General features: G+C 54.8%; 26 protein-coding genes and 2 pseudogenes. 11 read left to right on the top strand and 17 right to left on the bottom strand.

Annotated elements, in window-relative coordinates; genetic code table 11:
- Together AC2FLZ_RS18095 and AC2FLZ_RS18090 are read left to right on the top strand one after the other, a co-directional pair.
- Nucleotides 1-286 (top strand): annotated as a pseudogene (locus AC2FLZ_RS18095) (radical SAM family heme chaperone HemW); the annotation flags it as partial.
- A gap of 2 nt (nt 287-288) precedes the next feature.
- Nucleotides 289-642: a YbaN family protein gene (locus AC2FLZ_RS18090; RefSeq protein WP_480554309.1), complete on the top strand. Its 354-nt coding sequence runs from the start codon at nt 289-291 to the stop codon at nt 640-642.
- Here AC2FLZ_RS18090 and AC2FLZ_RS18085 read toward each other — a convergent pair.
- From AC2FLZ_RS18085 to AC2FLZ_RS18055, 7 genes are all read right to left on the bottom strand, one after another.
- On the bottom strand, nt 632-1,528 hold the full coding sequence (locus AC2FLZ_RS18085; RefSeq protein ID WP_496882534.1) for a ParB/RepB/Spo0J family partition protein: 897 nt from the start codon (nt 1,526-1,528) through the stop codon (nt 632-634). The two genes, AC2FLZ_RS18090 and AC2FLZ_RS18085, sit on opposite strands and share 11 nt — an antisense overlap.
- A gap of 20 nt (nt 1,529-1,548) precedes the next feature.
- Nucleotides 1,549-2,352, bottom strand: a complete 804-nt coding sequence (locus AC2FLZ_RS18080; RefSeq protein ID WP_480554307.1) for a ParA family protein — start codon at nt 2,350-2,352, stop codon at nt 1,549-1,551.
- Nucleotides 2,345-2,962, bottom strand: coding sequence for a 16S rRNA (guanine(527)-N(7))-methyltransferase RsmG (rsmG, locus tag AC2FLZ_RS18075; protein ID WP_480554306.1), 618 nt, complete (start codon nt 2,960-2,962; stop codon nt 2,345-2,347). The genes AC2FLZ_RS18080 and rsmG overlap by 8 nt, the downstream gene beginning before the upstream one ends.
- The gene (gene mnmG / locus AC2FLZ_RS18070) at nt 2,962-4,830 is read right to left on the bottom strand and encodes a tRNA uridine-5-carboxymethylaminomethyl(34) synthesis enzyme MnmG (RefSeq protein WP_496882533.1); all 1,869 of its coding nucleotides are present in this window, start codon (nt 4,828-4,830) and stop codon (nt 2,962-2,964) included. The genes rsmG and mnmG overlap by 1 nt, the downstream gene beginning before the upstream one ends.
- Before the next feature lie 12 nt (nt 4,831-4,842).
- Nucleotides 4,843-6,129 (bottom strand): tRNA uridine-5-carboxymethylaminomethyl(34) synthesis GTPase MnmE, encoded by a 1,287-nt coding sequence (gene mnmE / locus AC2FLZ_RS18065; RefSeq protein ID WP_480622678.1) that lies wholly within the window; start codon nt 6,127-6,129, stop codon nt 4,843-4,845.
- Between the two features lie 30 nt (nt 6,130-6,159).
- Nucleotides 6,160-7,431, bottom strand: coding sequence for a transcription termination factor Rho (gene rho, locus AC2FLZ_RS18060; protein WP_480554303.1), 1,272 nt, complete (start codon nt 7,429-7,431; stop codon nt 6,160-6,162).
- Between the two features lie 122 nt (nt 7,432-7,553).
- Nucleotides 7,554-8,003 (bottom strand): CopD family protein, encoded by a 450-nt coding sequence (locus AC2FLZ_RS18055; RefSeq protein ID WP_480494028.1) that lies wholly within the window; start codon nt 8,001-8,003, stop codon nt 7,554-7,556.
- Between the two features lie 405 nt (nt 8,004-8,408).
- On the opposite strand from AC2FLZ_RS18055, the gene AC2FLZ_RS18050 reads away from it, so the two are divergent.
- Genes AC2FLZ_RS18050 through dnaQ form a run of 4 tightly spaced genes read left to right on the top strand, consistent with a single transcriptional unit; the run spans nt 8,409 to nt 11,143 of the window.
- Entirely contained in the window at nt 8,409-9,008 is a 600-nt protein-coding gene (locus AC2FLZ_RS18050) for a Maf family protein (protein WP_480482540.1), read from the top strand.
- Entirely contained in the window at nt 9,005-9,838 is an 834-nt protein-coding gene (locus AC2FLZ_RS18045) for a shikimate dehydrogenase (RefSeq protein ID WP_496882532.1), read from the top strand. Before AC2FLZ_RS18050 ends, AC2FLZ_RS18045 begins: the two co-directional genes overlap by 4 nt.
- The gene (coaE, locus tag AC2FLZ_RS18040) at nt 9,835-10,428 is read left to right on the top strand and encodes a dephospho-CoA kinase (protein WP_496882531.1); all 594 of its coding nucleotides are present in this window, start codon (nt 9,835-9,837) and stop codon (nt 10,426-10,428) included. Before AC2FLZ_RS18045 ends, coaE begins: the two co-directional genes overlap by 4 nt.
- On the top strand, nt 10,421-11,143 hold the full coding sequence (gene dnaQ / locus AC2FLZ_RS18035) for a DNA polymerase III subunit epsilon (protein WP_480554299.1): 723 nt from the start codon (nt 10,421-10,423) through the stop codon (nt 11,141-11,143). The genes coaE and dnaQ overlap by 8 nt, the downstream gene beginning before the upstream one ends.
- Nucleotides 11,144-11,167: 24 nt before the next feature.
- On the opposite strand, the gene secB is transcribed toward dnaQ, so the two are convergent.
- Together secB and AC2FLZ_RS18025 are read right to left on the bottom strand one after the other, a co-directional pair.
- On the bottom strand, nt 11,168-11,668 hold the full coding sequence (secB, locus tag AC2FLZ_RS18030) for a protein-export chaperone SecB (protein WP_496882530.1): 501 nt from the start codon (nt 11,666-11,668) through the stop codon (nt 11,168-11,170).
- 54 nt (nt 11,669-11,722) lie between these two features.
- Nucleotides 11,723-12,223 carry an FxsA family protein gene (locus AC2FLZ_RS18025; protein ID WP_480554298.1) on the bottom strand — a complete coding sequence of 167 codons (501 nt, stop codon included), beginning with the start codon at nt 12,221-12,223 and terminating at the stop codon, nt 11,723-11,725.
- 108 nt (nt 12,224-12,331) lie between these two features.
- Between AC2FLZ_RS18025 and AC2FLZ_RS18020 the strand changes: the two genes are divergently transcribed.
- From AC2FLZ_RS18020 to AC2FLZ_RS18010, 3 genes and pseudogenes are all read left to right on the top strand, one after another.
- On the top strand, nt 12,332-12,994 hold the full coding sequence (locus AC2FLZ_RS18020) for a Tim44/TimA family putative adaptor protein (protein WP_480474400.1): 663 nt from the start codon (nt 12,332-12,334) through the stop codon (nt 12,992-12,994).
- A complete protein-coding gene (gene mltA / locus AC2FLZ_RS18015) occupies nt 12,991-14,031 on the top strand; it encodes a murein transglycosylase A (protein ID WP_480554297.1) in 1,041 nt (346 codons plus the stop codon). The genes AC2FLZ_RS18020 and mltA overlap by 4 nt, the downstream gene beginning before the upstream one ends.
- Nucleotides 14,031-14,618 (top strand): annotated as a pseudogene (locus AC2FLZ_RS18010) (Smr/MutS family protein). Before mltA ends, AC2FLZ_RS18010 begins: the two are co-directional and overlap by 1 nt.
- On the opposite strand, the gene AC2FLZ_RS18005 reads toward AC2FLZ_RS18010, so the two are convergent.
- The 6 genes from AC2FLZ_RS18005 to AC2FLZ_RS17980 all read right to left on the bottom strand — a co-directional run bounded on the left by AC2FLZ_RS18005 (nt 14,615) and on the right by AC2FLZ_RS17980 (nt 23,149).
- The gene (locus AC2FLZ_RS18005) at nt 14,615-15,835 is read right to left on the bottom strand and encodes an MFS transporter (protein WP_496882529.1); all 1,221 of its coding nucleotides are present in this window, start codon (nt 15,833-15,835) and stop codon (nt 14,615-14,617) included. The pseudogene AC2FLZ_RS18010 and the gene AC2FLZ_RS18005 sit on opposite strands and share 4 nt — an antisense overlap.
- Nucleotides 15,832-16,932, bottom strand: a complete 1,101-nt coding sequence (locus AC2FLZ_RS18000; RefSeq protein WP_496882528.1) for an alpha/beta hydrolase — start codon at nt 16,930-16,932, stop codon at nt 15,832-15,834. The genes AC2FLZ_RS18005 and AC2FLZ_RS18000 overlap by 4 nt, the downstream gene beginning before the upstream one ends.
- Before the next feature lie 152 nt (nt 16,933-17,084).
- Complete coding sequence (locus tag AC2FLZ_RS17995; protein ID WP_480554296.1) at nt 17,085-18,779, bottom strand: Na/Pi cotransporter family protein; 1,695 nt, start codon at nt 18,777-18,779, stop codon at nt 17,085-17,087.
- 4 nt (nt 18,780-18,783) lie between these two features.
- Nucleotides 18,784-19,581 (bottom strand): inositol monophosphatase family protein, encoded by a 798-nt coding sequence (locus AC2FLZ_RS17990; RefSeq protein ID WP_496882527.1) that lies wholly within the window; start codon nt 19,579-19,581, stop codon nt 18,784-18,786.
- 364 nt (nt 19,582-19,945) lie between these two features.
- Nucleotides 19,946-20,812: a glycosyltransferase family 2 protein gene (locus tag AC2FLZ_RS17985; RefSeq protein ID WP_480518251.1), complete on the bottom strand. Its 867-nt coding sequence runs from the start codon at nt 20,810-20,812 to the stop codon at nt 19,946-19,948.
- 66 nt (nt 20,813-20,878) lie between these two features.
- Complete coding sequence (locus AC2FLZ_RS17980; protein WP_496882526.1) at nt 20,879-23,149, bottom strand: methyltransferase domain-containing protein; 2,271 nt, start codon at nt 23,147-23,149, stop codon at nt 20,879-20,881.
- Nucleotides 23,150-23,668: 519 nt separating this feature from the next.
- Here AC2FLZ_RS17980 and AC2FLZ_RS17975 point away from each other — a divergent pair.
- Nucleotides 23,669-23,962 (top strand): hypothetical protein, encoded by a 294-nt coding sequence (locus AC2FLZ_RS17975; protein WP_496882525.1) that lies wholly within the window; start codon nt 23,669-23,671, stop codon nt 23,960-23,962.
- The gene (locus AC2FLZ_RS17970) at nt 23,959-25,119 is read left to right on the top strand and encodes a rhamnan synthesis F family protein (protein WP_496882524.1); all 1,161 of its coding nucleotides are present in this window, start codon (nt 23,959-23,961) and stop codon (nt 25,117-25,119) included. The genes AC2FLZ_RS17975 and AC2FLZ_RS17970 overlap by 4 nt, the downstream gene beginning before the upstream one ends.
- A 304-nt stretch (nt 25,120-25,423) precedes the next feature.
- Here AC2FLZ_RS17970 and rfbA read toward each other — a convergent pair whose 3' ends face one another.
- Both rfbA and AC2FLZ_RS17960 read right to left on the bottom strand, forming a co-directional pair.
- Nucleotides 25,424-26,314, bottom strand: coding sequence for a glucose-1-phosphate thymidylyltransferase RfbA (gene rfbA, locus AC2FLZ_RS17965; protein WP_480521544.1), 891 nt, complete (start codon nt 26,312-26,314; stop codon nt 25,424-25,426).
- On the bottom strand, nt 26,311-26,749 hold a 439-nt coding region (locus AC2FLZ_RS17960; RefSeq protein ID WP_496882523.1), incomplete at its 5' end, for an SDR family oxidoreductase. The genes AC2FLZ_RS17960 and rfbA, both read right to left, overlap by 4 nt.

The raw sequence follows: 26,749 nt of genomic DNA, 5'->3' as shown, positions 1-26,749 counted from the left end.
GAACCCGCAGCGTTGGCTTGACGCTGCTGCAAAGGGTGACGGAGAAAAGAAACGCTATGTCCTTTCGCCTGAAGATCAGGCGAACGAATACCTTATGATGGGCATGAGGATATCAGAAGGACTAGATATAGATAGGTGGGAAGCCCTGTCAGGCCATCCACTTTCTGACGAAACCGTGGACCATCTGGTCGGCATTAATATGATTGAACGTGAAAACAACAAACTCAGAGCAACACCAGCGGGGCGCGCCGTGCTGAATGCTGTAATCCGGGAATTAATGGGCTGAATATGCAGTATCTTTGGGCGGGGCTGGGATTGCTTTGCGTTGCGATGGCCGCGATTGGGGTTGTTCTGCCTCTTCTTCCAACGGTTCCGTTTTTGTTGCTGGCAGCGTTTTTCTTTGCGCGATCCTCTTCACGGTTGCATAACTGGCTACTGTCGCACCGGATTTTCGGGCCAATGATACTGGATTGGCAGAGTTCGGGCGCAATACGCCCGGCCGCAAAAAAGGCAGCAACCTTTTCGGTCGCCGCCGTTTTCGGGGTGTCTTTGCTACTATCCGTTCCGCCCTTCGTGCTGATCATTCAGATCATTGTTCTGGGTGGCGTCCTGATATTTATCTGGACGCGCCCTAACGGCTGAGCTTTGCACAAAGATCGTCAAGCTGATCCAGGTTTTCATATGTCAGAACAACCTGACCGGATTCCGTTCCCGCCTTGTGATTGATTGAGACTTTCATAGCCAAAATAGCGGCCAGGTCTTTTTCCAGCGCGCGCGTATCAGCATCTTTTCCAGCATCCAGATTCCTGGATCTGGAAGCAGGTCGTGGAGTGTCGCCTTGCTGTTGTTTCTTGACCAACGCTTCGGTTGCACGCACAGACAGGCCATCCTTGACGATCTGTTTTGCCAATTCCGAGGGGTTTTCCGCCGTAATCAGCGCACGCGCATGGCCGGCCGATAATTTCCCTTCAATAACAAGTGTTTGTACGTCTATTGGCAGAGACAAAAGCCGCAACAGGTTCGCAATGTGGCTGCGGCTTTTCCCCAATGCCTCGGCAAGCTTTTCTTGCGTGTGCCCAAAGCGATCCATCAACTGCCTGTAGCCGGCGGCCTCTTCCACCGCGTTCAGGTCAGCACGCTGGATGTTTTCGATAATTGCAACTTCCAGTACTTCGGTATCATCAAACTCACGCACGATCACTGGGATCTCGTGCAGCTGCGCCATCTGAGCCGCCCGCCACCTGCGTTCACCAGCGACGATTTCATATTCTCCGGCCCCCGCCGGACGTACGATCAAGGGTTGGATAATACCTTTTTCCCGGACCGACGCGGCAAGCTCATCCAGTTGTTCGGGTTGAAACGTGCGTCGCGGCTGATTTGGGTTTGCCTTCAGCTTTTCGATCGGAACTTTCAGATCAGGTCTGCGCGCGTCAGATGATACCCGGTTGCCCGCTTCCGGATTAACATCCGCCATGAGTGCGGACAATCCCCGGCCCAACCCTCTGGATTTCGCTTTCCTGGTGCTCATGTCGGCCTCCTCACCACCGCTCATGCTGCGGTTTTGTTGTTCTTATGCATGATCTCACGGGCCAGATGCCGATACGCCATCGCACCAAGTGATCCCGAGTCATACTGCAATACCGGCAGCGCATAGGATGGCGCCTCGCTGACCCGCACATTCCTGGGTATCTTTGTTTTAAAAACCATCTCACCCAGATTGTCACGCGCATCCTTTTCGACCTGGCGGGACAAGTTGTTGCGGTTGTCATACATGGTTAACACAACACCTTCGATTCTCAGGTCTGGATTCGCGGTTTGCCGGACCTCCCGGATCGTCAACATCAATTGCGAAAGACCCTCCAACGCAAAGAACTCACTTTGCAGCGGCACAAGGACAGAATGGGCGGCAACCATCGCATTTACGGTCAAGAGGTTCAGTGACGGCGGGCAATCTATCAGGATGAAATCCAGCTCAAACGCGTCCACTGCCGTCTGACGCAGCGCATCGTGCAGCAGATAGCTGCGTTTTTCGTTGGAAATCAGCTCGATATCTGCCGAGCTCAAGTCAACCGTTGCAGGGACAACCAGAAGGTTTTTGATCTCCGTCTCCTGAACCACTGCCTCCAAGGGCGCGTCATCCAGGATGAGATCATAAGTGGTCCAATCCCGATCTTCGACCCCTAAACCGGTTGATGCATTCCCTTGTGGATCGAGGTCAACCACCAATACCCTGCAGCCAGCTTCGGCCAACCCTGCCGCTAGGTTGATTGCTGTGGTTGTTTTCCCTACTCCGCCCTTCTGATTGGCAACCGCAATTATCCGGGGTCCGGACGGTCGAGACAGATCAACCACGTGATACTCCTTTGATCTTAAGGATAACGGCCTGAGGTTCAGTTAAACTTGTAATGGCCTCAGCATCGAAATTCCATTCCTCACGCGCCTCATCCAGCTCTTTTTTCCAGTTTGCACCTTTGGGCAACAGCGCGGTCCCGTTTTCACCTAAATGCCTGTCACAGAATGATAACAATGTACGCAGATCCGCCAGCGCGCGCGCCGAAACGATGTTTGCGCCCAGGGGTTCAACCACCTCGATCCGCTTAGAAATCACTTTACACGACACGCCACATTCACGGGCGACGTTACGCAGAAAAGCCGATTTTCTCTGGTCGCTTTCCACCAGAGAGAAACTGGCGGTCGGAGCTTCCTTGGCAGCAATAATGGCGCATACCATTCCGGGGAACCCGCCGCCACTGCCAAGGTCCACCCAGGTTTCAAACGTTTCAGCGCATCGAAAAACTTGGACAGAATCCAGAATATGCCGATCCCACATGAATTCCAGACTATTGCGTGAAACAAGATTTATCCTGGGATTCCAGCGGTTCACCAGATCAACATAGATTTTCAGACGTTCGAATGTTTCACGTGAAACATTCAAGCCATCAAACTTGGAAAAATCGGCCATCATGCCTGACGCGCTCGTTGATCGCGGCGCAATTTCGCCAGGACAAGGGTGAGCGCAGCCGGTGTAACGCCTTCGACTCGGCTTGCTTGCGCTATGTTCGACGGTTTGGCCTGTGACAGTTTCTGCTTCATCTCAGAAGACAGCCCGTCCAGGCCAAAATAGTCAAATTCACGCGGGATAACATAGGATTCATCCCGCTTCATAGCCTCAACATCGCGCTTTTGCCGGTCGATATAGTTCGCATAAAGTGCGTCACGTTCGATTTGAAGCCGGATCGCCACGTCTACATCTTGTAGATCTGGTATCAAGGGAAACAAGTCCTCGAAAGATGTATCCGGAAATGCCAGAATCGCCATTCCATCTCGGCGGTTTCCATCCTGGTTGACGTTGATCCCGGCTGAAAGAACTTCCTTGGGTGTGTATGTGCGAGCGGTCAGCTTGGATTTCGCTGCATCAAGCTGGCTCATTTTCTTCTCAAAATGCGCCTGACGCCTCTCTCCGACACAGCCAAGTTCCAACCCAATCGGTGTCAACCGTTGATCTGCATTATCTGCACGCAGAGACAGTCGGAACTCGGCCCTGGAGGTGAACATTCGATAAGGCTCTGCCACACCACGTGTCGTCAGGTCGTCTATCATCACGCCGATATAGCTGTCTGATCTGGTGAAAATGACCGGTTCGCGGCCCCGTACGTCCAGCGCCGCGTTAAGGCCAGCAACCATCCCTTGTGCCGCAGCTTCCTCATATCCTGTGGTTCCGTTGATCTGCCCTGCCAAATATAGTCCCGGAACGTCGGGTAGCGACAAGGACGCGGTTAAGACACGTGGGTCCACATAATCATATTCGATCGCATAGCCCGGTTGAAGAATGTCCGCCTTTTCAAGCCCTTTGATCGACCGAACGTATTCCAATTGCACGTCCTGAGGCAGTGACGTTGAAATACCGTTGGGATAAATCGTGTGATCATTGACGCCTTCGGGCTCAAGAAAAACCTGATGCGAGTCCTTATCTGCAAAGCGAACAATCTTATCTTCGATCGAAGGGCAATATCTTGGACCTATGCCATCGATATGGCCCCCATACATCGCCGATTTTGAGAGGTTTGCTTCGATGATCTCATGCGTCTTGGCATTGGTATGTGTAATACCGCAGGAAATCTGAGGCGCGACAACCGATGTTGACAGGAAAGAAAACAAGGTCGGGTCCTCATCCCCGTCCTGTCTTTCCAAACCTGACCAGTCGATAGTGCGCCCATCCAGACGCGGCGGTGTGCCGGTTTTCAAGCGTCCCAGCGGAAGGTTATAGCTATCCAACCTCTCGGCCAGTTTTATCGACGGGCGATCTCCCATCCGCCCACCAGCCCGTGACACGTCGCCGATATGGATGACGCCGCGCAGGAAGGTTCCGGAAGTCAGAACAACGGCTTTGGCATGCACTTCCGACCCATCTCCAAGCAAGACACCGGCGACACGGAGTCCGTCCATCAGGAAGTCTACAACCTCCCCAACGATAATGGACAGGTTTTCCTGGTTGCTGATTTCGTTTTGCATTGCCGCACGATAAAGGGCGCGGTCAGCCTGCGTTCTGGGACCCTGAACAGCCGGACCTTTTCGCCGGTTCAACAGTCGAAACTGAATACCAGCCTGGTCAGCGACGCGACCCATTACACCGTCCAGCGCGTCAATCTCTCGAACCAGATGTCCCTTCCCCAACCCACCGATAGCCGGGTTGCAGGACATGACGCCGATATCGGTCGCAGATAATGTCACCAAAGCGGTTTTCGCACCCATCCTGGCAGCGGCGTGCGCGGCTTCCGTACCGGCATGACCGGCCCCAACCACGATGACATCAAAGTTTGAATGTTTCACGTGAAACAATCCTTATTTTCCTAAACAAAAGCTGGAGAAGATTTCATCCAACAGTGTCTCGACATCAATTCTGCCGACCAGAGATTCAAGCGCCCGTATGGCAGTCCTTAACTCCTCCGCAGCGATATCATACAGGTCCGGGCCTGATTCCAGAACCGTGATCGCAGCAACAAGTGAAGCCGATGCCTTGTTCATCGCAGCGCGATGGCGTTCACGCGTGGCTATACCATGTGTTGTGGTTCTTTCACTCAAGGCCCACGAAATCTGGTCGACAAGCGCATCAATCCCCTGTCCTGTCTTTCCTGAAACACCTTCACTCTTATCTTCCCGCAGGTCTGCTTTGGGCAGAACATGGATATCTCCATCCTGCACAGCTACATCCAGCTCTTCCGGGACTTCGGTTAGAAAAACACGCAAGTCTGCCGCTTCTGCCCGTTTTCGAGCCAGCTCGATCCCAAGATTCTCGACGTGATCTTCGGTTTCCCGCAACCCGGCCGTATCCAGCAATGTCACCGGCAAGCCAGCCAGATCCATACGAACCTCGATCACATCCCGGGTTGTGCCTGCGAATTCCGAGGTAATTGCGGCTTCACGTCCTGCAAGCGCGTTCAACAGGGTTGATTTTCCTGCATTGGGAAGACCAACAATAGCCACTTCAAATCCGGTACGAATACGCTCGGCAATCTTCACCCCATCTGCTTCTCGACGAAGATCTGCCAGAACACCGCTTGTCAAATCGCGGACTTCCGGCGTGACGTCGGTGGGGACGTCTTCATCAGCGAAATCGATGACGGCTTCCAGCAACGATGCCGCGCGGATCAGATCGCGCCGCCAGCGCTCGGCCAGCGTGCCAAGCTCACCGGCAAGAATGGTCTGGGCCTGCTTACGCTGTGCCTCGGTTTCCGCGTCAATCAGGTCTGCAAGGCCTTCGACCTGTGTCAGATCCATCTTGCCATTTTCAAGGGCCCGGCGTGTGAATTCACCCGGGTCCGCCAGCCGCAGCCCATCGGTGTTCGACAAACAGCGCAGAACCGCATTGACCGAGGCCGTGCTGCCATGGATCTGAAGTTCTGCCACGTCTTCCCCGGTGAAACTTGCCGGTGCCTGAAAGGTCAGAACCAGACCATCATCAAGACGTGATCCGTCCTGATCCCGCAGGGTGCGCAAGACTATTCCCCGCTTGGGCAGTTCCGCGCCGCTCAGACATGCGGCTGCGGCATGCGCTTCGGGGCCAGAGAGGCGGATGACCGCCACCCCTGCTTTGCCTTGCGCGCTGGCCAAGGCGAATATCGTATCCATTCGTAGGCCTCGCGTCGCTTAAGACCTGTGTCAGGTGTTCATTGAATCGAAGAACTCGCCGTTTGTCTTCGTCTGTTTCAACTTCGACAACAGGAACTCGATTGCGTCGGTGGTGCCCATAGGATTGAGGATACGGCGCAGAACGAAGGTTTTGGCCAGATCGCCCTTGTCGACCAGCAGGTCCTCTTTCCGTGTACCGGATTTCAGGATGTCGATCGCCGGGAACACGCGTTTGTCTGCAATCTTGCGGTCCAAAACGATTTCCGAGTTACCAGTACCTTTGAATTCTTCAAAGATCACCTCGTCCATCCGGCTGCCGGTATCGATCAGCGCCGTGGCGATGATGGTCAGCGATCCGCCCTCTTCGATGTTCCGGGCCGCGCCGAAGAAACGCTTGGGCCGCTGCAGCGCGTTTGCGTCCACACCACCGGTCAGAACCTTGCCCGAGGATGGTACAACGGTGTTAAAAGCCCTACCAAGTCTTGTGATTGAGTCGAGTAGAATAACAACATCTCGTTTATGTTCGACCAGGCGCTTGGCCTTTTCAATGACCATCTCCGACACGGCCACGTGACGCGTTGCGGGCTCATCGAAGGTTGACGACACAACCTCACCCTTAACCGAGCGCTGCATGTCGGTCACTTCTTCCGGGCGTTCGTCGATCAGCAGGACGATCAGGTAACACTCCGGATGGTTCTGTTCGATCGAATGCGCGATGTTCTGCAGGATCACGGTTTTACCAGTCCGCGGCGGTGCCACGATCAGCGAACGCTGACCTTTACCGATCGGCGCAACCAGATCGATCACGCGCGCGGACTTATCCTTGATGGTGGGATCTTCGATTTCCATCTTCAGACGCTCATCCGGGTACAGAGGCGTCAGGTTGTCGAACAGGATCTTGTGCTTGGCCTTCTCGGGATCTTCAAAGTTGATCATGGTGACATTTGTCAGCGCGAAATAACGCTCACTCTCGTCCGGCGCCTTGATCTCGCCCTCGACCGTGTCCCCAGTCCGCAGTGAGTGCAGACGGATCATATCGGGCGAGACATAGATATCGTCAGGACCCGGCAGATAGTTTGCCTCGGGCGAGCGCAGAAAGCCGAACCCATCTTGTAGCACTTCCAGTACGCCATCACCGCCGACGGTCCAGCCATCATCGGCACGTTCGCGGAGAATCTGGAACATCATCTCGCCCTTGCGCATGGTCGAGGCGTTTTCGATCTCCAGCTCTTCGGCCATTGCCAGAAGGTCTTTGGGGCTTTTGGCTTTCAGGTCGGCCAGATTCAGGGATTCATTGGACATGATACATACCTTCACCGCTGAAAACGCGGCTTGAAGTGGAATTTCAGTACGGAAAATACGCCGCCCGGACGGGCGTGTTGTGATCTACATAAGCGCAGCGTCGTTCGGAGTCAAACAGGCGTTCAGAACTTCAGTATGACCGCCAGAACGATGGTAACCATCAGAATGGTCGGAACCTCGTTCATCATGCGATATTGCCGCCCAGTGAGCTTATTCTGGCCTGCCAGAAAATCCATTCTTCGGGCCATAAGCCAATGGTGGAACCAGGTCATCGCGATCACGCCCGCGCCTTTAACCCAGGGCCATGCGAAATCCCATCCGACGATCCCCGGTGTGAACACCATGATCAGCCCGCATAACCAGGTCACAACCATCGCGGGGCGCATGATCACCCGCAGCAGCTTGTCTTCCATTTCAAAGAAGATGTCTTGCGCGCCCTCTACGGCCTGCGCTTTTTCGACGTGATAAACAAACAGTCTGGGCAGATAGAACAAGCCCGCCATCCATGAGATCACGGCCATGATATGTAATGACTTCACCCACGGGTAAATCGTGAAAAGAAGGTCTGTCATGCCGGCTCCGAACGTTGTTCGGAACTCTCCCTAATAAAAAAATAAGAAAAGAAAAAGGATGATGGTTTTGTAGGGTGCTAAATATCCGTGGATTATTATTTTTACCCTAGCGTTTTCCCCAAGGGGACAAAAAATCTGAGGTTCCCAGAGATTCTGTTGATATTAAAAATTATATATATAAATCAATTATTTAAGTTGGATCAGGCAAATCTGGTCTGTGGATAACCCGATGGGTATCGCTGGATACATCTGTTATCCCACGAGTTAGAGTTATCCTTGTCCCAACAGGATGAGATTTGAGCGACTCGGGGATCTTTGCCGCAAAATTCCCGGGGTTGCGTGTCAACCGGAAAACCATACAAAACACCCCAGAACTCTCATCGATTTGCACACGGGGTTTTCCACATGTCTGTCCCCATTCTTCTGGCTTCGGGATCTGTTATTCGCGCGCAACTGCTAAGGAACGCAGGTGTGCCGTTTGCGGTTCAAACGGCGCGCGTGGATGAAGAGACGGTCAAACGGGCGTTGCTGGCAGAGGATGCCGCACCACGCGATATTGCGGATACGCTGGCTGAGATCAAAGCGCGTAAGGTCAGTGACAAAAACCCCGGCGCCATGGTGATCGGTTGCGATCAGGTGCTGGATTTCGAAGGGCAGCTGCTTTCAAAGCCCGAAACCCCGGAACAGGCGTTGGCCCAACTGAAAGATATGCGCGGCAAGCGACACATGCTTTTGTCCGCTGCTGTGATCTATCAGGATGGTGAGCCGATCTGGCGGCAAGTGGGGCAGGTGCGTTTGCGGATGCGGGCCAGTTCCGATGCCTATCTGAAAGACTATGTTGCGCGGAACTGGGACAGCATTCGCCATGCCGTCGGAGCCTACAAGCTGGAAGAAGAAGGCGTCCGCCTGTTCGCCACCATTGACGGCGACTATTTTAACGTTTTGGGTATACCTCTGTTAGAGCTTCTCAACTTTCTGGCTGTCAAAGGGGTGATCGAGCAATGACAGACAACCGGGTTCCTTTAGCCGGAGTGATCGGGCACCCCATCGGGCATTCGCGTTCACCCAAGCTGCACGGGCATTGGTTAAAGACCTATGGGCTTGTCGGGCATTATATCCCGATGGACGTCGCCTCTGCTGATCTGAAGACTGTGCTGCGAACCCTGCCCAAAGCGGGCTTTGTCGGGGCCAACGTGACCGTTCCGCACAAAGAAGCTGCGTTGAAGATCGCAGATCACGTTTCCGACCGTGCAACAGTGATTGGTGCCGCAAATACGCTGGTGTTCCGAACTGATGGTTCGATCCACGCAGATAACACCGACGGGTACGGGTTTATGGAAAACCTGCGCAATGGCGCACCTGACTGGAATGCGAAAGATGGCCCGGCGGTTGTGTTTGGTGCCGGGGGCGCTGCCCGTGCCGTTTTGCAGGCTTTGTCTGATGCCGGGGTGCCGGAAATCCTGCTGACCAACCGGACGCGCGCCCGCGCGGATCATCTGAAGGAAGAGTTCGGCCAACGCATTCGCGTGGTCGATTGGGTTCAGGCGGGAAATGTCATTGAAAACGCCGAACTGGTGGTCAATACGACTTCACTGGGGATGCAGGGCCAGCCAGAGCTGCGCGTGCCGTTGGACGGGTTGCAACCCGGTGCCGTGGTAACGGACCTGGTCTATGCCCCGTTGAAAACCCGCCTGTTGCAAACCGCCGAGGAGGCCGGATGCACCACAGTCGATGGTCTTGGGATGTTGCTGCATCAGGCCGTTCCCGGGTTTGAACGCTGGTTTGGTGTTCGCCCCGAAGTAGACGCGGATACGCGCGCGGCGGCCCTGGCATGAGTTTTGCGCTTGGCCTGACAGGCTCAATCGGTATGGGGAAAAGCACCACGGCACAGGTGTTTGTCGAAGAAGGTTGCGCATTGTGGGATGCGGATGCGGCGGTGCATCGGCTGTATGCCATTGGTGGAGCAGCGGTTGAACCAATGCGGGCAGCCTTTCCCGATGCGATACTTGATGGGGTGGTCAGCCGCGACGCGTTGAAACGGATCATCGCGAATGACCCGGCCACGTTGAAAGCGATTGAGGCGATTGTGCATCCACTTGTCGCTGCTGATCGTGCGGAATTTCGCGAAAGCGCTACAAGCGACATCCTGGTGTTCGATATTCCGCTTTTGTTTGAAACGGGCGCTGATGCAGCAATGGACGCAGTGGCCTGCGTTTCGGTCCCAGCCGAAGTCCAAAAGCGGCGCGTTATGGAACGGGGTACAATGACCGAGGCGCAGTTCGAGCAGATCCGCGCCAAGCAGATGCCGAACGATGAAAAATGCGCGCGGTCGGATTTTGTGATCGTGACCGATACTCTGGACCACGCCCGCGCGCAGGTGCAGGATGTGGTCAAGCAGATACGGGCGGGGATGGCACATGCGTGAGATTGTACTGGATACCGAAACCACCGGGTTTGATCCCGAAAGCGGAGATCGGATCGTGGAAATCGGCGCCGTTGAGCTGTGGAACCACGTTGCCACCGGTGAAACCTACCACGTCTATATCAACCCCGAACGCTCGATGCCGGAAGAGGCGTTTGGCGTGCATGGTATAGGTCCCGATCTGCTGGAAACCCCGCGCCCGCCTGAAAAGGGCGAAGTGACTCTGAAAGACAAGCCGGTCTTTGCAAAGGTTGGCCATGGATTTCGCGAATTTGTTGGCGATGCGCGGTTGGTGATCCACAACGCCTCATTCGACATGAAGTTCCTGAATGCCGAGTTGAAATGGATGGGTGCCCCGCTTATCCCCATGGAGCAGGCGTTGGATACACTGGCAATTGCCCGTAAACGGTTCCCCGGTTCGCCAGCGTCACTGGATGCGCTGTGCCGTCGCTTCAATATCGACAACTCGAACCGTGTGTTGCACGGCGCGTTGCTCGACTCGGAAATTCTGGCCGAGGTTTACCTGGAATTGATCGGTGGGCGGCAGCCGGATTTTGGTCTGTCGACATCCACATCTTCTGCGGACGGTGGCAGCGATGATTGGCGAGCTACACCGCGCAGCACACCATTGCCATCCCGGATCACCGAGGATGAACGCGCAGCACATGAAGCTTTCGTGGAAAAACTGGGCGAGAACGCCTTGTGGACCCGCGCCTGATCCGGACAGGCGCAGGTCAAAACCTTACGCGTCGGCTTTTTGGGCCTGTTCGGCCTGACGGCGCATCAACTCGTTGCGATAGAGCGTTACGAAATCGATATTGTCCAAGTTGACCGGCGGGAAGCCGCCATCGCGGGTGATATCGCTGACGATGCGGCGCAGGAACGGGAACAACATGCGCGGGCACTCGATCATCAGGAACGGGTGCAGCTGATCTTCCGGCACACCTTCCACGTGGAACATTCCGCAATAGTCCAGTTCACACAGGAACAAGATGTCATCCATGCCTTTGGCTTTGGATGTCAGGTTCAGCTTGATCGAAACTTCGAACTGATGGTCCGCCGCGCGTTTTTTGGCATCCAGATTCACCTGAACGGCGATTTCCGGTTGTACGTCTCCGGAAACGCCCTTTTGCGCCATCACGTTTTCAAAGGACATATCACGGATGAACTGCCCCAGAACACGCATCTGAACCTGCGGGGCGGCTTGGGCCGCAGTGTTTTCTGCAGCGTTTTCTTCGGCCATGGATCTACTCCAAAAATGAAATTCGCCACTGCTTAGCAAGTTGGGCGCGGCACCTCAATGCTGGTGGGGGCCTTCCACCCATTTCGAAGGCTTCGAGGGGTCTTTTTTTGGCCGAACTTCGGTGAATTCCCCATCGATGATATCGCCCTGATCGAAAGGGTTCCCCCGGGTTTGATATCCGGGGCCCGGCCCCATCTGGAACTGGGTTACTGTAACCTTGGATTTCAGGTACCGGAAAACGGCGACGCGGATACCGGGAACTAACAACGCAAAACCAACGGCATCAGTGAAAAAGCCCGGTGTCAGCAACAAAGCGCCCGACAACAGGATCATTGCCCCATGGGCCAGGGGTTCGGTCGGATCGTCCAATTCGGCAAAGGACCGTTGCAGCTGTCCAAGCGCCATGCGACCTTGTGTCCGCACCAAAACCGTGCCCAGAACCGCGGTCAGCACTACGATGGCAAGTGTCGGCCACAACCCAATCAAACCACCAACCTGAATAAACAGCGCGATTTCGATTATGGGCACCAACAAAAATGCCAAGAACAGATACATTTGCGTTATCCTTTCCCTTAGGCCGGGCTGTGGACTTGCCACTCACTGTCACCTACATAGTGGCATGAGGCCGTGTATACAAAGTCGCGGCGTTGAAAAGAGAATGAAATGAGCGACAACCCTATGATCCAGCTCCTGGTCCTGGCCGGAATTGCCATTTTCCTGATCCTGCGCCTCAAAAGCGTATTGGGCACGCGTGAAGGCTTTGAAAAACCGCCTGTGCAGCAACAGCCCGAAGCCCATAAATCGCGCCGCGGTTTCGAGGTGATCGATGGCGGCCCGGATCATGACATTACCGACCATGTCGCCGAAGACAGCGAACAGGCGCAAACCCTGGCTGCAATGAAACGTGTCGAGCCCGGCTTCTCGGTCGGCGAGTTCGTTCAGGGTGCGCGCGGTGCGTATGAGATGATCGTGATGGGGTTTGAAAGGGGCAATCTGGATGAAATCCAGCCTTTCCTGTCGGAAGAAGTGTTCGAGACTTTCGTTTCGGTCGTGGCAGCACGTGAAGATCAGGGCCTGACCATCGAGGCCGAATTCATCGGCGTGCGGGAAACTACCCTGACGGATGTGAAATTCGACAAGGACTCAAACCAGGCCGAAATCACGATGAAGTTCGTGGGAGAGCTGACCTCGGTCGTGCGCGATCGCGGAGGCGACATCGTCGAAGGCAACCCGAATACCGTGAAGCGCCAGAAGGACAGCTGGACCTTTGCCCGTGTCATGGGCAAGGACGATCCGAACTGGCTGCTTGTCGCCACGGACGCATGATTGCAACGCTTCGGTCGCTTTTACTGGTGGGCGCAATGACCACCGCCAGTGCTGCCGGAGCCGAGGCAACGCGATCCATTCTGTCGTTTGACGATCTGCAGGGCTGGGCGGAGGACGACCACGGCTCGGCCCTTTCCGTTTTTCTGAACACGTGCGGTGATCTGGATGACCCGGATTGGCGCGCCTTGTGTGGTGTGGCCAGAACATATGAACCGGATGCTGCCCGCGCCTTTTTCGAGTTATTCTTCCGCCCTGTTCTGGTCGAGGATGACAAAGAGGGCCTGTTTACCGGCTATTTTGAACCCGAGCTTGACGGCGCGCGCACCCGGACAGACCGTTTCAAATACCCGATCTACAAGATGCCGCCCGAAGCCCGTGCGGAAGGACCATGGCTGAGCCGTCGTGACATCCTGACCGGCGATGTGATGCAGGGCCGCGGGCTAGAGATTGCCTGGGTCGACGACCCAGTTGAGCTGTTCTTTCTGCAAATTCAGGGCTCGGGGCGTATTCGATTGTCGGATGGCGGTGCGCTGCGGGTTGGATATGGTGGTGCGAATGGTCACCCCTATCGGTCGATCGGTGTCGAGTTGGTGCGACGCGGGGTTCTGGGTGCGCATGAGGTCAGCGCCCAGATGATCCGCGCCTGGGTGCGCAAGAACCCCGAGGCCGGTGCCGAGTTGCTGTTTCACAACCCGTCATACGTGTTTTTTCGCGAAGTTTCACGCGTTGCCCCCGAATTTGGACCTTTGGGGGCGATGAACCGGTCGATCACGACAATGCGCTCGATTGCGGCGGACCCCACCTATACACCATTGGGCGCACCTGTCTGGGTGGAAAAGGACGGTGAAAACCCGTTGCGACGGCTAATGATCGCGCAGGACACAGGCGCGGCCATCAAAGGTGCGCAACGGGCGGACATCTTTTTCGGTACCGGTGAAGAAGCCGGACAGGCTGCGGGCAGGCTGAAAGATCCGGGTCGGATGGTTCTGTTGTTGCCTATTCAGCGCGCCTATGCCCTGTTGCCGGATGAATTCTGATGACCCGGCGCAAACTGACAACCGATGAGATCGAGCTTTGGCGCAAGGTCACCAAACAGGCCGAGCGTCTGCATCCGGACTGTCCTCAGACCGTCCATCCGACCACCCTGCCGAAACCCAGGCCCAGAAAAACACCAAAACCCAGGTTTGAGGTGTTTGAGCTTGGTCAGAACCTTCAGCCGAACTCGAAGCCAAACGATCTGAAACCATCGTTGACGGACGCGCTGCGTGCCGCGCCTGTTCAGATGGATATCAAGGCTTTTGGCCGGATGAAGCGCGGTAAGCTAAAGCCCGAAGGCAAGCTGGATCTTCACGGTATGCGGGTTGATACGGCCCATCCTGCGTTGATCCGTTTTATCCTGAGCGCGCAGGCACAAGGTAAATGACTGGTTCTGGTGGTAACCGGCAAGGGCAAGGACCGCGACGAACCCGGCCCAATCCCGACGCCGCGTGGCGTATTACGCAATCAAGTGCCGCATTGGCTGTCCATACCGCCGTTGGCGCAGGCGGTGATGCAGATCAACCCCGCGCATATCAGTCATGGCGGCGAGGGCGCTTATTACGTCTATCTCAGGCGAATGCGCTAAAAATCCCGACGGGCGCGGGAAATACCTGTTCGGACCAGAACGCAAACCAGCACGAAGAACACCCCAACCCAGATGAACTGTGTGTTCAGCGAAACGCCAAGGTCAATCAGAACGCCGGTCAGGCCGGGGCCGATGGCCGATCCCAGCACCATGACAACCGCGGCCATCGCCTTGATCGCACCGATATGCCGGGTTCCGTAGAATTCGGCCCAGAATGCGCTGGGCAATGTGCTGTTTGCTCCAACGGTCAAAGCCAGGAAGACCAGCCCCAGGGTCGCGCCGCTGATCGAATTGGTTGTGCCCAGAATGACGAACCCAAGTGCGATCGGAAGCTGGTAGTAGGGCATGATCCGGGCGGTCCCCCATTTATCCAGCGCCCAGCCTGCGACAAACATGGAAAACAGAGATATTCCGGTAAAGATCGGGAATAGAGCCACCAGTTGGATATGCTGCCAACCCTTCACATCAGCCAGAAAAACCTGATGGAAAAAAAATGCGGTGATGAATGCGGATGGCCCAAGCACTGATGGCACCATAAACCAGAACAAAGGATGGAACAGAGCGTCCCGCCGGGTCCAGTGTTTTCCCTGCATTCCCGATGCTGAAAACGCGTTGGCGAGGCTTTGTGGAGTTCTCTCTTCTCGCAGCAGCCGCATCAGAACCGGAATACCCAGCGCCGTGATGCCCGCCGCGGCAACCCACAGCCAGCGCCAATCCAGATAGACCATGGCGCCAACAAAAATCAGCGGCAACAACGCCTCGCCAAGCGCATAGCCGGTGGACGCGATGGAAAGTGCTTTGCCCCGCGTAACCGTGAACCAGCGGGCCATTGCGACCACGGCGAGATGCGTGCTCATCCCCTGCCCAAATAACCGCAGCAGAAAGATCACCAGTGGTAACAGCAGCAGCCAGGTGTTCAGCGCCATTGCAATGGCGGCCAACGCCAGTCCCGCCAACACAACTGGGCCCAATACCCGTACGCGGAAGATATCCGTCAACCCTCCAGCCCAGATCATCACGATTGCAGACAGGGTCGTGCCTAACGTGTACAGCCCACCCCATGCGCCGTGGCTGAGGCCATATTCAGAGCGGATTTCACCAGCAAAGACCGAGATGAAAAAGGTTTGCCCGAAACTGGACAGAAATGTCAGCAGAACGCCGGTCGCAAGCCAGGTCGCGTTGTCCACAAGAAACCGGTGCAGGGAAACCCGCGTCACGGATTGCTCACCTGGGCCTGGCCGGTTTCAGTCAGCACGATTTCTGTTGCGCCAACAGGATTGCGCTGGCTTGGCGGTACGAGGATGTCGATCCCGCGCCGGTCATCGCGCCCAAAGGTTTCGCTGACCCGGCGCACGGAGCGGAGGATAGTCAACAGGGCCGGAGAAGTGGCGGCCACAAAATGGGAAGATTCCGCATCGCTGTTGAAGGCAGTCGTATCCACGATTTCAATCGGATATTCGGACAGTTTCTCGGCCGATCCGATATTGCCCAGCCTTTCACCATCGGCGGTTCCCCTCAGCCGACCTGAAATGTTCAGGATCTTATCTTTCTTGGACACCATCACGACAAAAGGATCAGGAGGATTGTCGATACTGTTCATCTGCGACCGAAAAACATCCACGTCCAGATCGGGAGAGATCAGAATAACACCTTCCAGATTTCGCTTTGCCCAGCCCGGCTGTTTCAGTTCGGTTTGCCGTATCATCTCCATAGCCAGCGCGCCGCCCATTGAATGCGCCACAAGGGCCACCCGCCTGACCCCCATCGACTTGAGAAGACGAATGGTTTCCTCCAGCCCATCACGGGCAAACAACATGCTGTCCAGATCATAGGCATAACCATAGCCTGTCGCGCGGCTGGGCCATGAATAGACAAGGATTTGACCGGGAATACCGATATCATGTGACAGCTGAGCAGCCCGGAACAATGTCTCTGTCTGAGTGGAGTTATAGCCATGCACAAAAATCGTGACTTCGTCAGCCCCACTCAGCCTGTCCTTCAACTGTTGCGGCCCGCTTAGCTGATCGACCTCTGCCAGTACGAACTGCTTTCTCGGGTCAGGGTTTGCGTATGAAAATTTAAGGCTTCCCGGTGAACGGCCCGGTGGTATCGACACGGTCGTTTCCAGAAATTGCAGGCGTTCTGCGCGGCGGAATCCATACGCGCCATCGGGCTCGCGCGCACGTGTGGTGGCCGCAAAAACCGTTTCGGGAGTTCCGATTTTCAATGCAGATGGGACCGTTTCGGATACGGTCCGGTCGACGCAGGCCGTCAGCACGACCGGACACAGAATGAAGATTAAGAAACGCAGCACGGATAGCCCCCGTAAACAAGTGCCGACACGCTACCTTATTCTAATCCCGCGTCCAGCACGGCACGCGCAAAAGCGGCAGAAACCGGCCTGAGCGGTTACAATATGTAACAGACCGTATCCGCACGAAACCGACCTTTGCCGGAGCAGTTAGCCTAGACCTCTGTGTCCTCGCCCTGCTCTTTGCGCGGCATTTCTTCGATCAGGCGTGTTTCCAGCAATTGCCCGTTTCGATACAGGATCGGATAGGCCACCGCAGCGATGTGGCTGTTGAATTCCCGGAACGCGCGCAGGGTTTCCAGGTGGATATCGCTGGTCTCAAAGCTTTCCGTACTGCCGTGCTGCAAGCGTTTGAGGTGGCGTTTGCGGCTGTCACGCTCGGCCCGTTTGATTTCGGTTTTCTCAAGGCTCAGCAGACGGGCGCTTTCCAGATCGTCCGAGATCAGAACGTTCGAGGCCAGTTTGAGGTTGGCGAGGATGCCTTCGTGCATCTCAACCAGTTCCGACCAGCCGTCTTTTGAAAATGAAGCACCCTTCTTCCGCATGTCGCCCGCCAGAACAGTCAACCGCTTGGCAACAACGTCGCCCGCAGTTTCCAGACGGATTGCGTATTCCATCAGGTCGCGCGCCACTTTTGCGTTCTGCTTTCCGAACGTCTCCTCGGGAATGGCGGCCACGAATTTTCGAATACCCGACAGGCAGTCGTTCACATCTTCGTCCATGTCCCTTACGGCGCGTATCTGGTCCTTGTCGCCGCTGCGGTACAATTCCAGTGACGGGCGGAACATCGACTCGACCAGATCGCTCATCCGCAGCAGTTCACGCTTGAGGCTGGACAGCGCCTGGGAGGGGCTGCCGGCGGTGCGCACATCCAGCGCGCTGGCCGGGCGACCTGCCTGGGCCAGCGCGTTCGCAGATTTCGGGTCCGGAAAAAACTGCTCGAACGGCGCGCGCAATCGCCCGCAGAAGGGCAGCGCCAGCACCAGCAACGAGGCATTGAATGCCAGGTGCGCATTGACCAGCATCTGACCGCCCTGCAAATCCCCCAGAACACCGGCACGCAGTGCCGCAGTCGCCGCGAAAAGGGTGACTATCGCCCAGCTGCCGCGCAACGCTAGGTTGGCAAAAGGTATGCGCCTGGCAGGCATCTCCATCCCCCGGCTCAGCCAAACAGGTATGAAGGCTGAACCGAAATTGGCCCCCAATACCAGCGACAGCCCGGCGGCAAACGGAATCGCACCAATCTGGACCAGCGTCACACACATCAGGATTGCCGCGACCGAGGAATGCATGACAAAGGCCAGCGCGCCGCCGACCAGAAACGCTGTAATATAGTCGCGTGCCAGATACTCGGCGACGGCAGGCAAAAAGGCACTGTCCCGGATCGGGTCCATGGCTTCGCGCAAAAAGCGCAATGAAATCAAGATGAACGCAATCCCCATCAGGATGCGCCCCAATTGCCGGGGCCTCTTGGCCTCGGTCTTGACAAACAGATACCCGCCAACCGCCAGAAGCAAAGGTATCAGCCAACCCAGCTGGAATGACAACACCTGAATAATCAGCGCCGAACCGAGATCAGCGCCCAGCACGATTGCAAGGCCGGTGGGAAAGGTCAGGAACCCCCCAGCAGCAAAACCCGATGTCAAAAGGGCAACCGCTGCCGAGCTTTGCAGAACCACCGCCATCACAATGCCGACCATTGACGCCTGCGCGTAATGGCTTTGGCCTGTCATGAGGCGCTGGAACGAAGCCCCATAGCTGCGCTCGATCCCTGTGCGGACCATCCGCACTGCGTAAAGCAGCAGCATCGTGGCTCCGGCCAGGCTGATGAGAAAGCTTACTATCGCCATGATCCTACCCGTTCACCAAGTCCAACATTTCCCCGTGCAGCTCGGGTGTAGCCGCTGAAATCACCCGGCCGTCAGAATTCAAGTCAAGCGGCTGACCCTGCCAATCTGTCATCACCCCACCCGCAGCTTCAACCACGGCCAGCACTGGCAGGTAATCATAGGGCTGTAGATCATAGTCGATCACAGCATCCACATGACCCGCCGCCAGCAGGGCATGGGGGTAGCAATCATAGGCGAACCGTCTGGTCTGTCCAGATTGCATCAGCCTGTCGAATAACGCCGGATGATCGCGATAGATCTTGTCCCCTTCGTTTACAAAAAGAATGGACTGATCCAGCCGCGTTTGGGCCGAAGTCGTGATCGCATGGCCATTCAACGTGGCGCCCTGGCCAAAAACGCCGGTAAACACTTCATTTATCGCCGGCATGCCGATCACGCCGATATCGGGTTTGCCGTCAACCAGATGCCCCAACAGAAATCCAAACAGCGGATGACCTGACAGGAATGACCGGGTTCCATCGATCGGGTCGATGATCCAAACCTCGCGGCAATCCTGCCCTTTGAACCCATGTTCTTCTCCAAAGACGCCGTGATCGGGGAAATACTGTTCAAGATAGGCGCGAACCTGGGATTCAACACCCTTGTCGGCCTGTGTCACCGGGCTTTCATCCGATTTGAACTCGACCCCCAGCGCGCCACGAAAATACCCCCGCGCTGCTTTGCTGGCCAGGTCAGCTATCTTTACCGCATGAGACAGCAGGTCGGCGCTTTCGTCGGTCTGTGAGGTCCTTGGATTCAGCATTCGATTCTATCCTGTTTAGCGATGAAGCGCGGGTATTGGAGGCGATAAGTTAGAAAGCCCCTTGTCGGCGTCGGTTTGGGTAAAGCCCAAACAAAAGCCTTTGACACTCACTTTTTGTCTGAAGTGAGTCTTGCTGCATCGGGGTCCTCAAATTCCACCACAAGTTTCCACAGTAATCCCACAAAACCACCCAAATACAACAGAAAAATCTTACATTACCTCGTATTCAAGATAAATGTGTGGATTTAGAGAAATACCACGCCGACTGTTTTATGCAGACTCAGGCCGGTTGTCTGCAAAACAGTCAAACCCCAATGTCAGAGGTCCGTTGGGGGCCGGAAAGCTTGAAAAAAGCCGTGTGTTTTTACTCGTGCTGTTTGCCCGAAGTCGATGAAGACAAGTTCCGCGTTGACCATACAGCTCGTAGAAAAGCCACCTGTTTGGCGCGTTTTCGTTTTGAAAACAAAACCAGAGGAGAAGCCACCTGCAGCAAAGCACTTATCAATGCATTCAAAAAAGGAGCCGGGCGTTTGTGTTTGCGCGCTGTGTAAACACGTGAGCGACCCATGTGCCAGGCTTTGATCGCAGCTATCTTTGGGTTCTTGGGAGAAGATTCTCCACCAATATGGGTCACTTCCGCGTCGGGAAGGAATATCAAAGGCCCCACTTGTTCATTCAAACGCAGACAGATGTCGTCATCTTCGTGGTACAAGAAGATATTTGCATCGAATCCACCGACCTTTTCGAACGCCGACTGGCGCACAAGCAGCGCTGCGCCAGACAATATCGGAACCTGTAAATCAGTATCGGTTTCAATCCCGCGCAACCACTTATTACGTGGTAGCAAGACACTGGATCGTTTCAGCAATCCTTTGCCAGACTTTTGAGTAAATGCGGGGTTGAACGCTGAAGCAGTTTTGTGACGGTCTGCACCGGCCAGCAACTTCTCCAAGCTGCCGCTCGTTAAGCGCGCGTCCGGATTCAAAAACAGCAAGTATTCGGTCTCTACCCCGGCTGCACCCTGGTTACACCCTACTCCAAAACCCATGTTTTGGTCGTTTAGAATGAGTTTGGCGTTCTTGAGTTGTGCAAGCCGCTTTAGCTCTTCTAAATCGCCTGAACCATTGTCGACCAACACTATCGGAACACCATCGGGTACCGACGCCAGCATCTGAGGAAGAGTGCTGGCGCTGTTATAGGTTACACTGATAATCGTAACACGCGGTTCCAATGCTTATCCGTTCATTTACATCTCGGAGTTTGATAAGACTGGAGGAATCTCCCGGTCGTCTGACCTTTAGGAAGATTTACCTTTCTCAGCAAGCCTCCGCTTTCTCACTTTGAGGCGGGCACGATTCAGTTCGCGCAACAAGCTATAGAAACCCGTTCCTGTGTTGTTTTTAGAAGAACCCCTGCGCCGAGACCGAATTTTCCGCGAGGTTTTGATGCTGTCCTTGAACATGGTAACGTCAGCGCCAAAGTGCTCCAACAAATCATACACTGTGTCGAGAGGCAGCTTCATCGGATTGTCCCGCAGAAGCTCAGCCTTTACAAACGGAAATCCACTTTCGACAAGACGGTCCCAGAAGAAATGGCACGGATTCCACTTCCGGAGCTGATCGACAGGGGCCGATCCGAATAGAGTATCGCACCCAAACAGCGTTGCAGATCTGAGGTCGGGATCGGCGGCTACGACCTCTCCGAGGTTGATTTCGTAGTTTTCGATTACGTCCGACTTGTTCCTCAAATTCTCAACGCGATCCCAGAAACGTCTCAGCTTTTCAGACTTCTGCGCATTGTTTTGCAAGGCAAAGAAGTAGCTCTGGGTGTGTGGTTTGGGCAGGCTACAGTCAGTCAACGCGACAAAGTCGGCCTCAGACTCTCGGATTTTCCGGATCATCGGACCAAAGAGTTTGGGGATAACAAAGACGCTGTCATTTGCAAAAAACAGCCGTTTGGAGCGCCAGAGATGCGGGCATTCACGCAAGATATCTGCCCACATGCCGAAGTCGTAGCCGGAATTCTGGCGAAAAACGATGAGGGAAGACCCATCCAGTGACTCCCGATCCACCGCGTCCACGATTAGCTGCGCTGTGTCGGTTGATTGATCTTTTGCGGCAAGTATTGACGCAGGTTTTCCTTCCAGAGCAACACCTGCGACAACCTTAATGCCGTTTGCAGCCAGCGATTTGATGTAAGCTTGAGTTGTAGGGAGTATTTTGCCGTCAGGTGCATAAATCGAAAGAATGCATACTTCTGCGTCTTCCAATGGCTCAATCGGGGCAACCTCCTCAATGGCAAAGGGAGGCGTATTTTTAAAAGTGCTCTGAAGTTCCGACAGGCGTTTTTGTGCAAATGGAAGAAAGTGTGCCGGCTCTCCGGCAAACTGCGCAGCTAATTCCAGCTCTTGGTGCATAGTTTCCACAGCGGCGGAAAACAACTCAAACTGAACCTGTTTGCTTAGGCCACAGTTTTGAGCATGTAAGCCAGCAAAATAAAAGGCACATCCCATCCATGAAGGGTAGGTCTCATTTTCAAGACCGGTGCGCTTGCGGCGCCAGTTTTCGGACGCAGCGACGTCCATGAAGTCGATATTGAATTCTGATTTCAACAATGCCTCGAAGCGAGGATAGATTTTTTCAGCCTGTTTCGTCCGGCCAAGATTCAGGCTGTCCTTGAACAAACGGTACATTCCACCACTGGCAATGTGCTTGTCCGGATGGTTGGAAAGCTTCTCCAGGTATTCCAAGTAAACATCCCAGTCGCGGAATCCGTCTGATATCTTGGGTAACGGCGCGTGCGACGCCCAGGCAAACAACCTGTGTCCGGCGTCTCTTACTACGACATGTTTAAAGCCAACGCTCTTCAGAAGGTTTTCCAGCGCACTTCGGGACGCGATGAAATAGTGAAAACCCGGGGACAGCGTGGCGATCAGTGTTGTCGGTTCGCAGTCCGGAGTAATCGTCGTCGCACTCGGTGTGGTCAGAACTAAAACGCCATCATCCGACAGGCCTTGACTGATTTCATCCAGAAACTCACGTGGGCGTGTCACGTGTTCGATCACTTCACTACTGAAGACATAATCAAACTTCCGGCCGCGAATTTCCTCGGCATCATTGTAGTACTTGTGAATGATATTGGTACCTAGCATTTCCCGACCAATCTGGCCGTACCTGCTGGTCTCGAGGCCTACAGCTTCGCCGTAACCCATTTCCTGCCAAAAATGCGGCACAAAGCCAAAACCACAACCAACATCCAACACGGATCCCTGTCGCGGTTTGTCGAGCCCCAGCAGGGGTTCCAACATAGCCGAAATTCCCGCACCATTCTGTACGTAATTGTACCAATAGTTTTCGTTGAAGCCCTCAAAGTCGTAACCAACTACGGGATCGTCGCCCAAAAAATACACACTGGCGCAAGATTTGCACTTTACCAGGGTTAGGTCATCTTTAAGGAACTGCGCTTTTGAGACGGTCAGAACGGGTTCAAACTCAGTCGCACCGCACACGTAGCACGTACCAGCGTTTGGAGCAGAGGAAGTCTCAGTATCAAATGTGACTTTATGCATTTGGGGTCTCCGTGATATTCATTGCCGGTGTCGTAGGAGCCTAATGTTTTCCCGCGCAGACCGTTATAATAACTAAATTTCAAGGCTCAAAACTCAACCGGAACGGCCCCATGTCCCAGAAGGTGAGGCATGTTGCAACCCACCATATTGAGCTGTTAAGCAATCTTTCGCCACCTAGATCAGAGTGTCCCGCATTTTCAGCAGGTCGCGTCGGAACTTTCACATTTTTAATCGGCTTCGACGAGGAATGCTCGTGCTGATGCTTCGTGGTTGTAACATCTGCGCCAGCCCTCCACCTTTTCGCAAGTAACCAGCGGCAACTGTAACTCATAGCCCAGCCAGGCGCGCCGCCCGTAACAAGGCCAACCTATAACACAGACACCAAGGCAAGCTGGCAATTAGCGACTTCTTCGCGACCGATTTTTTTTACGACCCAAATTTATTATACCTGCAAACGCATCTGGCGAGGGCCGAGACGACTACTAGTACCCTCATTGGCTGGAAAGGCATTTGCAGGCCTTGGCGGGGCGCGACATTGTCTACAACCGCTCGGGAACTAAGTACAAATTCCGCAAAATAGTTAACCTGCAAACTAAGGAAAAGTCCGAAACCGCCGTTAGCGTTGCCCGCTTTCTTGTTTGGGGTTTTGAAACCCAAGGTCGTGTGTTAGAGGCAACCCAAACCAATCAGTATCAGCTGAGACATAGATCAAGAGTGATAAAGTTGCTTTTCACTGCTGTTTTCGGTCTGCTGGTGACAGGCGGATCTGGCTGGAAACAGAAATCGAAACGACAATTGGACGAGAGTGGATGAATTTACCACCGGTATGGAAAATTCAGCGAGAATTCGCGCGCGCGGGTCGCAAGCTCATGCACCTACCCGCCGAACTTCTGCGGCATGTATATCTCCGCCGGTATTACGATTGGGTGTTGTCTCGCCAAGTGAAGCGTTCTCCAGGCGCAATTTCATTTGGTTCAGAAATCGGGATATTTCTTATCTTTCCTAAAACGGGAGTCTTGCCTTCCCATCTGTATGCCTTGGAGCAGATGGTTCAGGCAGGTATTTCCCCAATCGTCGTATCCAATCTCCCGCTCAGCACGACAGATTTTGCTGAACTTACCCCTCACGCTTCACTGATTATAGAACGTCCAAACTTCGGATATGATTTTGGCGGGTACCGGGATGGCGTACTGGAGGTGGCCAATCGTTTCCCGGAGCTGACTCGGCTTTGGCTCTTAAATGATTCCGCATGGTTGGTCCCACAGCAACGCAGTTGGTTTGATGACGCCCGCGATTTAAATGTGGATTTCGCAGCTGCTACATCCAATTTTGCGATGCCTCGGGTCGATCCGGCGAATTTTCGGGAAATTACGTGGAAGTTTCGAGTGACGCATCGAAATTTCCACTATGCTTCTTATGCGCTTGGTATTGGTCCAGCCATCTTAAGAAACCCAGATTTTGTAAAGTACTGGCGAAAACTCGAAATTCGAAATGACAAAACAAGAACGGTACGCCGTGGCGAAATTGGGTTGTCACAATGGATTCTGAAGCATGGGTATACGCATTGTGCCACATGCGAGGTTGATGCGCTTGACCGCGAATTGGCAGCCCTGACGGACAAGGAAGTCGATAGGGTTGCGCGGGAACTTATCATTCCCGGCGACGTTGCCTTGGATACAGTAAAAGAGCAAGTTTTGAGCCTTGACGCACACAGCGCAGATGGGCGTTCCGATCGTATTGCTTTTATCCTGACAACTGTGTCGCGTTACGCCTGTGCGTATTGCCTGCCAGCCTACACCCTGTCTAATCGTGGTTTTCAGTTTCTCAAAAAGTCTCCGCTGTGGCTATCTCCGAAGGGGGCTGGGTTGATGTTGGCAATTATTTCCCGAATCCAAGGGCCGGTGGGCCAGGACATTCAACAAGAAGCATCCAGAATAGTACGCCAAGACGCGGAAGCTCATATACAGTGAAGTAAACAGGCTTCAGGATTCCGGCTGTGACTGGGCAAAGCAAGACTGAACCGCTCCACGAAAATTGAACAGGATCTGTTAGTGTTTAGTGGCTCTTCTCTTATGCCGATCAGTTTGGTTTTGATCCGGTTTGTCCGACAGATCATGATTGACGATCCACCGGCAAGCGCAGGAGAGCGCGCGAGACACCTTACCGCCAGTGAAAGCCATAATGTTCAGTTGCGGGATCAGGAACGAAATCCTCTTTATTCAATTTACGAAGTTTCTGGGATCGCCTTACCGAAGCAGATGCCGCTGGCTTAGTCTACTGGTTGAGCAGGTTTTTGAGGTATTTTCCGTATTCGTTTTTGCCGAATCTTTGGGCGCGGGCTTCGAGGTCGTGGTCGTTGATCCAGCCCAGCGTATGGGCGATTTCGTCGGGTGATCCGGTTTGCAGGCCTTGCCTGTCCTGAAGCGTGCGCACGAAGTTTCCGGCGTCCAGCAGGCTTGCATGGGTTCCGGTATCCAGCCAGGCATAACCGCGTCCCATGCGGTTGACGCTGAGCAACCCGGCCTCAAGGTACATTTCAAGCAAGGTGACAATCTCAAGCTCGCCGCGTGCAGACGGTTTTACGGCGCGGGCCCGTTCAGGGGCAGAGCCGTCCAGAAAGTACAGCCCGGTCACGGCGTAGTTCGATGGCGGCACTTGAGGTTTCTCGACAATCTGGGTGACGGCGCCAGCCTCGTCATAGGCCACGACCCCGTAGCGTTCGGGATCAGCGACCCGATAGCCGAAAACGGTGCCTCCCGTCTCTTTGGCGTCTGCCGATTGCAGGATCTCGGGCAGGCCGTGCCCGAAGAAAATGTTGTCGCCCAGCACCATGGCCGAGGGGGCACCATCCAGAAAGTCTTCTGCCAGAATATAGGCTTGCGCTAACCCGTCAGGAGAAGGTTGAACAATCCAGGTCAGGGACAGGCCCCATTGGCTTCCGTCGCCCAACAGGCGCTGAAACTGCTCCTGATCCTGCGGCGTCGTGATCATCGCGATGTCGCGGATCCCGGCCAGCATCAGCACCGAAAGGGGGTAATAGATCATCGGCTTGTCATAGATGGGCAAAAGCTGCTTCGAGACGCCCATCGTGATCGGATAAAGACGGGTACCTGACCCGCCTGCCAGAATGATACCTTTGCGTTTCTTGCCGTTCCGGGTCGTCATGTGCCGAGCTCTCCAAGGTCTTCAAGTATGCTGTGCAGGCCCGCCTTCCAATCCGGACGGGGCACGCCCAGGTCCGTTGTCAGTGTCGTGCAGTCCAGGCGGCTGTTCAGGGGGCGTTTCGCGGGGGTCGGGTATGCGCTGGACGGGATGTCTTCGACATTGCAGTCAATGCCGGCCTGATCGAAGATCTCGCGGGCAAAATCGGCCCAGCTGACATCAGGGCCACCGCTGCAATGGTAAATTCCGGTCTTTTCATCCGGGTTTGTCAAAAGGGCACGGGCCGCGCCCACACAGGCCCCGGCCAGTTCCGCCGCCGGGGTTGGCCCGCCAATCTGGTCTGCGACGATCGTCAGGCGGTCACGCTCTTTGCCGAGGCGCAGCATGGTTTTGACGAAGTTATGTCCATGTGACGACACCACCCACGAGGTTCGTATG

This window comes from Ruegeria sp. YKSF131, assembly GCF_059612645.1.
Note: the sequence above shows the minus strand (reverse complement) of the source record. Positions and strands in the feature narration are given on the sequence as shown.